This window comes from Pectobacterium polonicum, from assembly GCF_005497185.1.
Taxonomy (GTDB): domain Bacteria; phylum Pseudomonadota; class Gammaproteobacteria; order Enterobacterales; family Enterobacteriaceae; genus Pectobacterium; species Pectobacterium polonicum.
On the sequence record NZ_RJTN01000001.1, the window covers coordinates 192,838 to 205,869 of the forward strand.

A 13,032-nucleotide genomic window follows, 5' to 3' on the forward strand; every position below is an offset into this window, starting at 1 on the left:
GCTAAACGGCGTACTGTGGGGCCAGTCGGCTGACGCCCAGTCCGTTAACCTTCTGCACTTTGATCTGTACTGGAATGCGTTCTTTCATGGCTTCGACATGACTGATGACGCCGATGGTTTTACCGGAGGCGTTGAGGTTATCGAGCGCATCCAGTGCGATATCCAATGTTTCTGCATCCAGCGTACCGAAGCCTTCGTCCAGAAACAGCGAGTCGATGCTGGCTCTGTGGCTGACCAGATCGGATAGCGCCAGCGCCAGTGATAGACTCACCAAAAAACTCTCGCCACCGGATAGCGTTTTTGTATCGCGCTCGGCATCTGCCTGCCAGGTATCCATCACCAGAAGTTCCAGCTCGCCACCGGGCTTACGTTTTAGCTGATAGCGATCGTGCAGGCGTGAAAGCTGAAGATTGGCGAGGTAGATCAGATGATCCAATGTTAGCCCCTGAGCAAACTTGCGGAATTTATGTCCGTTTTGTGAGCCGATTAGCAAGTTTAACGCATCCCAGTCATCATACCTTTGCTGGCTTTGGGCGATCTCATTGAGCAAATCCTGCTGGTTCTGGCGATGTTGTCGATCGTCAGATAGCTGACGTTGGAATTCGCCCTGCTGCCGGAGGTTGGCTTTCAGTGTTTCATCCTGGTCTGACAGCTGCTGTTGCACCGATTCCTGCGTTGCTTCTTCTGGCAAGGATGCAGGCCGTTTTTGTTGCTGATCAACTAGTGCCTGTTCAGCCTGCTGGTGAAACGCCGCTGCCTGCTGCAAGCTCTGATACAGTTTCTCCTTCAATGCCTGCAACGTCTGTCGTTCCTGTTCATCAAGCAGCGCATTCAAGAAGGTGGTTTCATCAGCAAAAGCACTTTGCTGCAAAGCTTGAGTGAATCGTTCAGTCGCACTATCGCGTTGATACATGCTCTGCTCATACTGCTGCTGCGTGCGGGTCAGTTCTCCCGTCAGGCGGCTCAACGTGGTTTCAGCCTGCTGACGTGCTGACTGGGCTAGCCGAAGCGCATCGTCATACTGCTGGCTGGTTCGCTGTAGCTGTTCGCGCACAGCCGCGATTTGCCTGTCACCGAAAAGCGCCAGCCGCGCTTGTTGGCTTATTTCAAGTGTGTTGTTGTGCTGTTCCAGTTGTTGCCGTTGCACCTGTAGCTGCTGTTTTGCCTCGATTACGCTGTGATGCAGATGTTGAAAATCGTTTTCCAAGGTGGCTAACAGAGGAATTAAGCGAGACTGCTCCTGTTCTTTGGTTTTCCAATCTTGCCATTCGTTCTCGCGCTGAACCAACCAGCTATCCTGAGCGCCATCTTCCGGCAAAAGGAGACCTGCATTTGCCAGCGTCTGCGTGATTTCCTGAGCGTACTGTGTGAGCTGCTGCCGCACGTTTTGCAGCGATTGGGTGGCTTCTTCCAGCGTGACGCGTAGCGAGGTCTGTTGCTGGGTATTCAGCGCAATTTTTTGGTCGAGTTCTCGCAATAATGTCTCTGAGACGGTCAGTGAATCCTTACTTTCCTGCCACCGCTTTTGCTGCTGTTCGCGTACGCTAATCTGCTGGCGAATATCCTGTTCTTCGGCCTCGCGTTGTGCAAACCAGACGGCAACCTCATCATGCTGTTCCAACGCGTAATTAACTTGTAAGCGCTCACTGACATCTTGCCACTGTTGCAACAGAGTTTGATGCTCGCTATCGAGCTGAGTGATATCCTGTCGGTGCTGTTCCCGCTGCTGCTCTAGCGAGGTCAACCGTGCTGTCGTATTCGCCAGTGCCGTTGTTAACTGACTGACTTCTTGGCGTAACGCCGTCAGGCGATTTTGAGTTTCAGAGGGTTGTAACGCCTGATAGCGTTCAATCGCCGGGTGTTCAGTTGAACCACACAGCGGACAGGGATCGCCAGCCTGTAGTCGCTGCCTTTCTGCTTCCAACTTAACGATGCGCTCTTCCTGACGGTACACCGTTTCCAGATCGACGAGATGCTGAGTGCGCTGCTCGTGCTCAGACTGTTGCTGTTTCTTTAAGATTTTTGACTGGCTAATATGCTCTTGTACCTCACCCTGTTTGGTGAGGTGCTGCTGCTTACGGGCGTGAAGACGTTGGTATTGGTCGCTGATTGCCGCGAACTGTTGGCGTGCGGCTCGCTGGTCGCTGAGTTGGTTAAACCGCTGGTACAGGGTGGAAAGCGGCTGCTGGGTCTCCTGATTTTTCCGTGTCTCATCGTGTTGTGCGAACTGATTATTGGCTGCATCAACGATCGCTTGTTGTTCACGCTGCTGTGCCGCCAGCGTCACAGCCTCTTGCTGTAATGTTGCTGACTGTTCGGTATGCTGTGCCTGCTTGTGGTTCAGCTTTTGCTGATCGTCCTGAAGCTGGCGCAATTGCCGAAACTGGGTGCGCCACAGAGGAAGCAGCTCTCCCCACTGCTGATAATGTGAGTGTTGCTGACGATAAGACTGGATTTGTTCAAGCTGTTGTTTGGTCTGCTGTTGCTCTGTCGCTATCTGCGTTTGTTTGCTTTCGTCGGCTTGCAGGCGACGCTGTGTTTTTGCCAGCTCGTCCTGCTGTTGGGTTTTTTGCTGTTCCAGCGTGGCAATACGATGGTCAAGCGGCACAACCTGCTCGTTGATCAACAACTCTTGTTTCTGACGTTCCAGTTTATGCTCATTCGCGTTCTGCTCCGCCTTTTCTTCTTGCTGACGTAGCGTAGCCAAAGCCAACTGTTCTGCGCTCTGTTTCTCAGTCAGTTGTTCAATCTGCTGGGCAAGTGTAAACGTTTCCTGCCGATTGCGCTCTCGTTCCTGATGTAGTGGTCTCAGTTTTTCTGCCGGTTCGCTGTTGGCTAACTTGTCGAGCTGCGGCTTGGCCTGCTGAATGGCGGATTCGGCGCTTGCGTGTTGTAACTGCGTGTTGGTGAGCTGCGCTTGCCGCTGCGTCAATTGCTCAAACCAGCGCAGCGTAGTCAGTACTTGCTCACGCTCGGCGTTGCCCTGTTGTTCCTGCTGGAGCAGCTCGGCAAGCTGTTCTTCCACCTGCTGGCGTTGCTCATCGGTCAGCAGTTGAATACCCGATGCGCGCGCCTGTAGCGTGCTCAACGCGATGTTTGCCTGATTGTATTTTTCATAGACACGTTCGGAAATCAGTCCGTAAATGTCCGTGCCAGTTAGTTCCTCCAACAGTTCCGCTCTGTCGCTGGCTTTTGCGTTGAGAAAGGCGGCAAATTGCCCCTGTGACAGCATCATAGAACGCGTAAAGCGGCCAAAATCCAGTCCGGTGATCTGTTCTATCTTATCTTTTTTATCGCCGATTTTTTCACACAGAATTTTGCCATTCTCAATCAGAGCAAGCTCCGCTTTTGGAGCTTGTAAATTGCCGTCTGGGGCGTTTCTTGCCCGACGCTGGCTCCAGAAGGCACGGTATCCGACGCCTTTAACTTCAAACTCGACCTCGGCAAGACATTCTGCGGTGTTGCGCGTCATCAGGTCATTCTGGCTGGCGGAAAGCAGGCCAAGCCGTGGCGTTTCGTGGTACAGCGCCAGACAGATGGCATCCAGCAGCGTGGTTTTCCCCGCGCCGGTCGGGCCGGTAATGGCAAACAAGCCGTTGCTGGAAAACGGCTCCTGCGTGAAATCGATTTTCCATTCGCCTTTCAACGCGTTGAGGTTCTTTAAGCGCAGACTGAGGATTTTCATTGGGCAGGCTCGCTATTTTCCAGTTCATCAATAACCTGATTAAACAGCGTGCGCACACGCTGTTGGCGGCTGTCTTCCATGTTTGTCTCCGTTGCCAGACGACGTTCAAAAACGTCATGTACGCTCAATTCGTTCAGCGTTTCCTTATCCTGTCGGGTAATCGTCTGCAAACGCTGTTCGCGCGTGCGGCGTAGCAGAAGTACCTCAACGGGCAGATTTTCGGTCATCGCCTGAATACGCTTTTGCATATCGCTCAGATAATCCTGCGTGCTGAGTTCGATATCCAGCCACACGGGTTTATTGCCCTGATAGTTCTGGAAGGTGGACAGCTGTTGTTCAATATCACTCAGACTGCCTTTAATTAGCTGCATCGGCTGGGTTACGGGAATGGGCAGTAGATCTATTTTCGGTGGTGCATCGGGTATAAAGCTGACCAGACAAACGGATTTCTCGCTGCCGAGTTCATCAAAACTTAGCGGGATAGGTGAACCGCTGTAGCGAATGTGCTCACTTTGGGTCACGCGCTGCGGGCGGTGAATATGCCCAAGTGCAATGTAATCCGCAGGGGGAAAAGCTTGAGCAGGGAAGGCATCAAGCGTACCAATATAGATATCGCGCACGGATTCCGAGGCGCTTGCACCAATCGTCGTCAGATGGCCAGTTGCAATAATCGGTAGCGGCAGGCCAAGCTCGTCTCGCTTCTGACAAGCTTGTTGGTAACACTGTCGATAGTGCTCGGTAATCGCTTCCTGTAGCGCCAGCTGTTTTTCATCACCGGATTGTCCAGCTTTGCTGGTTAGCACATCACGCGGGCGTAAAAAAGGAATCGCACAGAGCAGGGCGCCGGGCTGCCGCTGATGGTTTTCCAGCAGGAGTACCTGCTGGGCGGGATCGTCGCTGGCACAGGCAATGACCCGCGTATTCAGGCAGGCCAACAAGCCACGGGACTCATTCAACATCGCAACGGAATCGTGGTTACCGCCGAGAATGACAAGTTGGCAGCCTGTGCGCTGGAGTTCTACCACGAAGCTATAATACATTTCCCGCGCATAGCTAGGAGGCGAGCCGTTATCAAAAATATCGCCTGCGACTATAATGGCATCGACGTGGTGCAGTTCCACTTGGGCGATAAGCCAGTGTAGAAAAGCCTGATGTTCAGCAGCGCGGCTTTTGGTATAAAAATATTGCCCTAAATGCCAATCGGCGGTGTGGATAATGCGCATCGTGTTCTCTCGATATTCATGCCGCGTGGCGGTGGGTGACGTTGTCATTGTCCATTATGTGACAGGGTGTGTCATTGTGATGGTGCTTTGTCACCGTAATGCCATGATTATATATAGCAGGGATGATAGCTGTCGCGATGGAATCAAGAGTTTGGAAAGCTGCTCGAAAAATCAGATGTACGCGCTGTAACACCATGCGATGAGGAGGCGTATGTTTTTCATAAATCTGTCATAAAACTGACGCATAATGCCTTTCGCCTGCTAACAGCGACGATGATTAACGACAGGATTAACAATGGCAAAACGCATATTAGTCGTGGAAGATGAAGCACCAATTCGTGAAATGGTCTGCTTTGTACTGGAACAAAATGGTTATCAACCAGTGGAAGCCGAAGATTATGACAGCGCGGTCACGCAACTGTCAGAGCCGTTCCCAGAGCTGGTGTTATTGGACTGGATGCTGCCAGGCGGTTCGGGCCTGCAATTCATCAAGCATATGAAGCGCGAAGCGCTGACGCGTGATATTCCGGTAATGATGTTGACCGCGCGTGGCGAAGAAGAAGACCGTGTGCGTGGGCTTGAAGTGGGGGCGGATGATTACATTACCAAGCCGTTTTCACCCAAAGAATTAGTGGCGCGTATCAAAGCCGTGATGCGCCGAATTTCACCGATGGCGGTGGAAGAAGTGATTGAAATGCGCGGTCTGAGCCTTGACCCTTCTTCCCATCGCGTGACGACCGAAGAGCACGCGTTGGAGATGGGGCCGACAGAATTTAAACTGCTGCATTTCTTTATGACGCATCCTGAACGTGTTTATAGCCGGGAACAGTTGCTGAATCACGTTTGGGGCACTAACGTTTATGTTGAAGATCGTACTGTCGACGTCCATATTCGTCGCCTGCGTAAAGCGCTGGAAACCAGCGGACATGACAAAATGGTGCAAACCGTTCGGGGAACGGGCTACCGTTTTTCAACGCGTTACTGAGGTGATCGTAACCGGAGAAACATTAACGTGCTAGAACGTTTATCCTGGAAAAGGCTGGCATTGGAGCTAGCTTTTTTTTGTTTGCCTGCTTTACTACTGGGGCTGATTTTTGGCTATTTGCCCTGGTTTCTGCTGGTCGCCGTATTAGGCCTACTCTGCTGGAATTTTTATAACCAGCTCAAACTCTCTTATTGGCTGTGGGTTGACCGCAGTATGACGCCACCGCCCGGTCGCTGGAGCTGGGAGCCACTGTTTTATGGTCTCTATCAGATGCAGTTGCGTAATCGACGCCGGCGTCGGGAACTGGCGCTTTTGATCAAACGGTTTCGCAGCGGCGCTGAATCACTGCCGGATGCCGTGGTGATCACCACCGAAGAGGGAACGATCTTCTGGTGTAATCACCTGGCGCAGCACCTACTCAATTTCCGCTGGCCGGAGGATAACGGTCAGAATATCCTCAACTTATTACGCTATCCTGAATTCACGAATTACATGAAAGGGCAAGACTTTAGCCGTCCTCTCACGTTGCAGTTGAATAATTCCCACCATGTTGAATTCCGCGTGATGCCGTATTCCGAAGGGCAACTTCTGATGGTAGTGCGTGACATTACGCAAATGCATCAACTCGAAGGTGCCAGACGTAACTTTTTTGCTAACGTGAGCCATGAGCTGCGTACGCCGCTGACGGTGTTGCAAGGCTATCTGGAAATGATGCAGGAAGAAACGCTGGATGCGGCCCTGCGAGGGAAGGCGCTGAATACCATGCAGGAGCAGACCCGACGTATGGACGGGCTGGTCAAACAACTGCTGACCTTGTCCCGTATTGAGGCGGCGACGGCAATTGATCTGAATGAAAAAGTCGATATTCCATTGATGCTGCGCGTATTGCAGCGTGAAGCGCAGACCCTGAGTCAGGGGCGTCATGAGATCGTCTTTCGTGTGAACGAAAGCCTCCGCGTGTTTGGTAATGAAGAACAGCTGCGCAGTGCGGTATCCAACCTGGTGTATAACGCGGTCAACCATACGCCAGCGGGAACGCGTATCGAAGTCTGCTGGCAGAAGATCCCACAGGGCGCACAATTTCAGGTCAGCGATAACGGGCCGGGGATTGCGGCTGAGCATTTGCCGCGCTTGACAGAACGCTTTTATCGCGTGGATAAGGCGCGTTCACGACAGACGGGCGGGAGCGGACTGGGGCTGGCGATTGTTAAGCACGCACTTAGCCATCACGATTCCCGTCTTGAGATCATGAGTGAAGACGGTCTGGGATCGCGTTTTGTCTTTACGTTGCCGAATCGGTTGATTGTCCCCACCTCTGTGGCTGAAAATACGGCGAAACCTTCGGCCTGACGGAAAACGTTATTCATGATAGTCGCTACACGTATCGCAGTCGCTTTTTTACTGCTGCTCAGTGCGCTTTGCTCCGCGCAGCCCCGTCAAATGCTGGCGGGTAATCTCTCCAGCGCGGGGTCGGATACGCTGGCTAATCTGATGGCTTTTTGGGCGGCGGATTTCAGCCAGCATTATCCGAATGTGAATTTACAGATTCAGGCTGCTGGCTCATCGTCTGCACCAACGTCTCTGGCGTCGGGTGCAGCCCAGCTTGGGCCGATGAGCAGGGCGATGAAGGCCAGCGAAATTGAGGCGTTTGTTCAGCACTACGGTTACCCGCCGCTGGCGGTGCCAGTGGCGATGGATGCGTTAGTCGTATTGGTTAATCAGGATAATCCTCTGTCTGGATTAAACTTGTCACAGTTGGATGCTATCTTTTCGATTACGCAGCGCTGTGGTAATCAGCAGCCGATAAAACAGTGGGGCGACCTCGGTTTACGCGGTAGCTGGGAGAAACGAACGTTATTACGCTATGGGCGAAATTCTGCCTCAGGAACCTATGGGTTCTTTAAACAAAAAGCGCTATGCCGCGGCGATTTCCTTCCTCAAGTTAATGAATTGCCAGGTTCGGCGTCCGTTGTACAAGCGGTTGCGGCATCAACTGATGCGATTGGTTACGCCAGCGTGGGCTTTCGTACCAGCGGCGTAAAGATGTTGCCATTAGCCGCTCAAGGCACCGACTACATTTATCCTTCGACGGAAAATATCCGCAGCGGTTTGTATCCCTACACCCGTTATCTCTATATCTATGTCAACAAAGCGCCCAGTCAACCCTTGGAAGCGCTGACAGCGGCATTTTTAGCCCGTGTGCTGTCAGAAACGGGGCAGTCGCTGGTGAATCAGGATGGTTATTTACCGTTGCCAGAAGAAACGCGTCGTCAGGCGCGACAGCAGATTGGTTTGCCTGAATAATTTCTCTTCCATGATGAGTTTGCGCTATTTTCACGCTACATGAATTTTATTCACGTGATGTGAAAAATCTTCTATTGCCCTGTGATTCGCCACGTGACAGGATAGCTTTAAATTTAGACGTCCAGATGGCTAAATAAGATTAAATGTAACTATCCCTCTGGGCAAATATTTCATATTGAAACTATCTGCCAGTACGCTTCTTTCCTAAAGATAGGTGCTGGTAACATGTCAGGAGCGACAGATGGCGAATACCTTATCCCCTTTCCGTGCCGATATCGTCGGCAGTTTCTTACGTCCGGCTGCGATTAAGCAGGCACGCCTTCAGCATCAGGCGGGAGAGATTGATGATGTCGCGCTGCGGAATATTGAAGATCGTGAGATTCTGCGGGTGGTAGAAAAGCAGCGTGAAGCGGGCTTGAAGATTGTGACGGACGGCGAGCTGCGTCGTGCCTGGTGGCACTTTGACTTCTTTGCCGACTTGCACGGTGTAGAGCGTTACGAAGCCGATCACGGTATTCAATTCAACGGTATTCAGACCAAATCCCATGCGATTCGTGTCGTGGATAAAGTGAGTTTTAATCCCCAACACCCAATGCTCGATCATTTCCGCTACCTGAACAGCATTTCTGGTGATGCGGTTGCTAAAATGACGATTCCTAGCCCAAGCGTTATGCATTTCCGCGGCGGACGAAAAGCGATTGATGCGACAGTTTATCCCGATCTGGCTGACTACTTTGACGATTTGGCGCAAACCTGGCGCGATGCGATCCACGCATTTTATGATGCAGGTTGCCGCTTCCTGCAACTGGATGACACCGTGTGGGCCTACCTGTGCTCTGACGATCAAAAACGTCAAATCCGTGAACGTGGTGAAGATCCAGCACAGCTGGCACGGACCTATGCCGATGTACTGAACAAAGCGCTGGCGGATAAACCAGCCGATCTGGTTATCGGTTTACACGTTTGTCGCGGTAATTTCCGCTCGACCTGGATTTCTGAAGGCGGGTACGAGCCTGTGGCAGAAATTCTGTTCGGTGAGGTGAACGTCGATGCCTTCTTCCTGGAATACGATACCGAGCGAGCGGGGGGCTTTGAACCGCTGCGTTTTGTGAAGCCGGGCCATCAGCAGGTGGTGCTGGGGCTGATCACCACCAAGAACGGTGAACTAGAAGATGCCGAAGTGGTGCAGGCACGCATCGCGGAAGCGGCAAAATATGTTGATCTCAGCCAGATTTGCCTGAGCCCACAGTGTGGTTTTGCTTCAACGGAAGAGGGCAACAGCCTGACGGAAGAGCAGCAGTGGAATAAGCTGAAGCTTGTTGTGGATATTGCTAATCGCGTGTGGTGACACCGATGAAGTAACCTTATCCCTATAAGGGATATACAGAGGCTGGATCATACGATCCGGCCTTTTTTGTGGCTGTTATCCTGCTTTCTACCTGCGATGTTTTTGTGCAATATGTTTTTTTTATGATCGAACAACGCATTTTATGTCGTTTTTTATCAGTTTTATTGCAATGAAATATCGATAAATGCGCAAATCATGTGTCATGCAAATCAGTATAAACCAATTTATATCCTTATTTTTTAGTATAAAAAGGCTAGATACTCTGGTTTTTAGATCTCCGCTTGTCTTTTTACGCTATAAACGGTTTACTTAGCACCCAATATGGCTGTGCAAAAAATAACTCCCCTATACTCGGCATACTTCAAGTTGCATGTGCGTTGGCTGCGTTTAGTCACCCGAATCACTTACTCAAGTAAGCTCATCGGGATTCTTTCTCTTGCCGCCTTCCTGAAACTCGAATTATTTAGAGTATATGACCGCCATTTTCGTATCGCCGGAGTACTGGCGTCATGCTTCGAGCTAGCCCTTTGTGAACGACTTCTGGCGGCGATAAACGACACGATTTTCTTTTTATCGATTTGATACAGGCAACACGACATAACTATGAGCCATCGTTTAACTTCCAAAGATATTGTGGCATTAGGTTTTATGACCTTTGCTTTATTCGTGGGGGCTGGAAATATTATTTTCCCGCCTATGGTGGGATTGCAGGCAGGGGAGCACGTTTGGACTGCGGCAATCGGCTTCCTGCTGACGGCGGTTGGCCTACCTGTGCTAACTGTCATTGCGCTTGCTCGGGTTGGCGGCGGCGTTGATGCGTTAAGCTCGCCGATTGGTAAAAAGGCCGGTGTGGTCTTGGCTACCGTGTGCTATTTGGCTGTTGGGCCACTGTTCGCGACGCCGCGTACGGCAACCGTGTCGTTTGAAGTCGGCTTGGCTCCTTTGGTTGGTAATGGCGCGTCCCCTCTGTTGATTTATAGCTTGATTTATTTTGCTATCGTCATCGCGATTTCTCTGTATCCGGGCAAACTGCTGGATACGGTCGGCCATGTGCTGGCGCCGTTGAAGATCATCGCTCTGGCGGTATTGGGTATTGCCGCAGTGCTGTGGCCTGCGGGAACACCAATTCCTGCGACAGAGGCATATGAACATCTGCCGTTTTCCAATGGTTTCGTTAATGGCTATCTGACGATGGATACGCTGGGCGCGATGGTCTTTGGTATTGTGATCGTCAATGCGGCGCGTTCACGCGGAGTGACAAGCTCAGTGCTGCTGACGCGTTATACCGTGTGGGCTGGGTTAATTGCGGGTATTGGCCTGACGCTGGTCTATTTGAGCCTGTTCCAGCTCGGTTCTGTCAGCGGTGAACTGGTACCGCAGGCACTGAATGGAGCAGAGATCCTCCATGCTTATGTGCAACACACGTTTGGTAACATGGGAAGCAGCTTCCTGGCGTTGTTAATCTTTATCGCGTGTTTGGTGACGGCGGTGGGGTTGACCTGTGCGTGTGCTGAATTCTTTGCACAATATCTGCCGTTGTCCTATCGCACGCTGGTATTTGTGTTGGGAACGTTCTCGATGGTGGTGTCCAACCTTGGTTTGAGCCATTTAATCCAACTTTCCATTCCTGTACTGACGGCGATTTACCCACCGTGTATCATTCTGGTTTTACTGAGTTTTACGCTGCGTTGGTGGAATAGCGCTTCACGTATTGTGGCCCCCGTCATGCTAGTCAGTCTGTTATTTGGCATGATTGATGGTATAAAATCATCGGCTTTCAAATCGCTGTTGCCAGAGTGGAGCCTCAATCTGCCGCTGAGTGAGCAAGGATTGGCCTGGTTGCCACCGTCGCTGCTGATTTTACTGGTTGCAGTGATTTACGACAGACTGTGTGGTCGTCAGGAAGTTACGGTACATCAATAATATCGTTAATACCTGATAGCGCTGGTGCGGTAGGGGTATCCTACTGTTCCAGCACCGCGTTGGGTTTCTGCACCACAGGTATTTGCCTGTGGTTTTTCTTTTTGTAATGTTTTTCTCTTATAAGACAGGGTTGCTTATCAATGGAACAACCATCTTCCAAGCTCAAGCGTGGGTTAAGCACGCGGCATATCCGCTTTATCGCCCTTGGTTCGGCGATCGGAACCGGTCTGTTTTATGGCTCCGCTAGCGCGATCCAAATGGCTGGCCCCAGCGTGTTGCTGGCTTACCTGATTGGTGGGATTGTCGCATATATCATCATGCGCGCACTGGGTGAAATGTCGGTGCATAACCCGCAATCCAGCTCGTTTTCTCGCTATGCGCAGGATTATCTCGGCCCATTGGCGGGCTATATCACCGGCTGGACCTACTGCTTTGAGATGCTGATTGTCGCCATTGCTGATGTGACCGCGTTTGGTATCTACATGGGCGTCTGGTTCCCTGCGGTGCCGCATTGGGTGTGGGTCTTGAGCGTGGTGCTCATCATCGGTGCCATCAACCTGATGAATGTGAAAGCGTTTGGTGAACTGGAGTTTTGGCTCTCTTTCTTCAAAGTTGCCACGATTATCATCATGATCGTTGCTGGAATCGGCATTATCGTTTGGGGGATTGGCAACGGCGGAGAACCCACCGGCATCCATAATCTATGGAGCAATGGCGGATTCTTCAGTAACGGTGTGATGGGGATGATTCTATCGCTGCAACTGGTGATGTTTGCGTATGGTGGCGTGGAGATCATCGGGATCACCGCCGGCGAGGCCAAAGACCCGCAGAAATCTATCCCTCGCGCGATTAACTCTGTACCGTGGCGTATTCTGGTGTTCTATGTCGGCACGCTGTTCGTCATTATGTCGATTTACCCGTGGAATCAGGTAGGCACCAACGGTAGCCCGTTTGTGCTGACGTTCCAGCATATGGGCATTACGGCTGCGGCAGGTATCCTGAACTTTGTCGTGATTACCGCGTCGCTATCGGCGATTAACAGTGACGTCTTCGGTGTAGGCCGTATGCTGCACGGGATGGCGGAACAGGGTCATGCGCCGAAGGTGTTTAGCCGCATTTCCAAACGTGGTATTCCGTGGGTAACAGTCGTTGTGATGATGGCAGCGCTGCTGGTGGCGGTGTACCTGAATTACATCATGCCTGGCAAAGTGTTCCTGGTGATTGCTTCACTGGCAACGTTTGCGACGGTGTGGGTGTGGATCATGATTCTGTTTTCTCAGATCGCCTTCCGTCGGCGTTTGAGCCCTGATGAAGTGAAAGCGTTGGCGTTCCCGCTACGCGGGGGGATCGCGACCTCTGTGTTCGGTATCATCTTCCTGTTCTTCATCATCGGTTTGATTGGCTACTTCCCGGACACGCGTGTGTCGCTGTATGTCGGCATCATCTGGATATTGCTGCTTTTAGTGGGCTATGTCTGGAAGAAGAAGCGTCAGAACGCGGTAGCGGCGCAGAATTAAGTTATCAGAAGAAGCGAGGTTGCTGACAAAGTCCGCAGAGCGGGAGT

8 protein-coding genes are annotated in these 13,032 nt (G+C 51.6%); 6 read left to right on the forward strand and 2 right to left on the reverse strand.

Annotated features, from left to right (window positions below; genetic code table 11):
* Window position 1: 1 nt before the first annotated feature.
* Window positions 2-3,685 (reverse strand): AAA family ATPase, encoded by a 3,684-nt coding sequence (locus EDI29_RS00830; RefSeq protein ID WP_137739337.1) that lies wholly within the window; start codon window positions 3,683-3,685, stop codon window positions 2-4.
* Window positions 3,682-4,908, reverse strand: a complete 1,227-nt coding sequence (gene sbcD / locus EDI29_RS00835; protein WP_137739546.1) for an exonuclease subunit SbcD — start codon at window positions 4,906-4,908, stop codon at window positions 3,682-3,684. Before sbcD ends, EDI29_RS00830 begins: the two co-directional genes overlap by 4 nt.
* Before the next feature lie 295 nt (window positions 4,909-5,203).
* Between sbcD and phoB the strand changes: the two genes are divergently transcribed.
* The 6 genes from phoB (at window position 5,204) to proY (ending at window position 12,985) form a co-directional block, all read left to right on the forward strand.
* Window positions 5,204-5,893, forward strand: coding sequence for a phosphate response regulator transcription factor PhoB (gene phoB, locus EDI29_RS00840; RefSeq protein WP_137739338.1), 690 nt, complete (start codon window positions 5,204-5,206; stop codon window positions 5,891-5,893).
* Between the two features lie 27 nt (window positions 5,894-5,920).
* Window positions 5,921-7,243 (forward strand): phosphate regulon sensor histidine kinase PhoR, encoded by a 1,323-nt coding sequence (gene phoR / locus EDI29_RS00845; protein WP_137739339.1) that lies wholly within the window; start codon window positions 5,921-5,923, stop codon window positions 7,241-7,243.
* 15 nt (window positions 7,244-7,258) lie between these two features.
* Complete coding sequence (locus EDI29_RS00850; protein WP_137739340.1) at window positions 7,259-8,197, forward strand: PstS family phosphate ABC transporter substrate-binding protein; 939 nt, start codon at window positions 7,259-7,261, stop codon at window positions 8,195-8,197.
* A gap of 241 nt (window positions 8,198-8,438) precedes the next feature.
* Window positions 8,439-9,545 carry a cobalamin-independent methionine synthase II family protein gene (locus EDI29_RS00855; protein ID WP_137739341.1) on the forward strand — a complete coding sequence of 369 codons (1,107 nt, stop codon included), beginning with the start codon at window positions 8,439-8,441 and terminating at the stop codon, window positions 9,543-9,545.
* Between the two features lie 603 nt (window positions 9,546-10,148).
* Window positions 10,149-11,468, forward strand: a complete 1,320-nt coding sequence (gene brnQ / locus EDI29_RS00860; RefSeq protein WP_137739342.1) for a branched-chain amino acid transport system II carrier protein — start codon at window positions 10,149-10,151, stop codon at window positions 11,466-11,468.
* A 140-nt stretch (window positions 11,469-11,608) separates the two neighbouring features.
* Window positions 11,609-12,985 (forward strand): proline-specific permease ProY, encoded by a 1,377-nt coding sequence (gene proY, locus EDI29_RS00865; RefSeq protein ID WP_137739343.1) that lies wholly within the window; start codon window positions 11,609-11,611, stop codon window positions 12,983-12,985.
* Window positions 12,986-13,032 lie beyond the last annotated feature (47 nt).

Coding starts and splice junctions, on each gene's coding strand:
- sbcD (WP_137739546.1), bottom strand. CDS start 4,908: ATGCGCATTATCCACACCGCCGATTGGCATTTAGGGCAATATTTTTAT.
- phoB (WP_137739338.1), top strand. CDS start 5,204: ATGGCAAAACGCATATTAGTCGTGGAAGATGAAGCACCAATTCGTGAA.
- EDI29_RS00830 (WP_137739337.1), bottom strand. CDS start 3,685: ATGAAAATCCTCAGTCTGCGCTTAAAGAACCTCAACGCGTTGAAAGGC.
- EDI29_RS00850 (WP_137739340.1), top strand. CDS start 7,259: ATGATAGTCGCTACACGTATCGCAGTCGCTTTTTTACTGCTGCTCAGT.
- proY (WP_137739343.1), top strand. CDS start 11,609: ATGGAACAACCATCTTCCAAGCTCAAGCGTGGGTTAAGCACGCGGCAT.
- EDI29_RS00855 (WP_137739341.1), top strand. CDS start 8,439: ATGGCGAATACCTTATCCCCTTTCCGTGCCGATATCGTCGGCAGTTTC.
- brnQ (WP_137739342.1), top strand. CDS start 10,149: ATGAGCCATCGTTTAACTTCCAAAGATATTGTGGCATTAGGTTTTATG.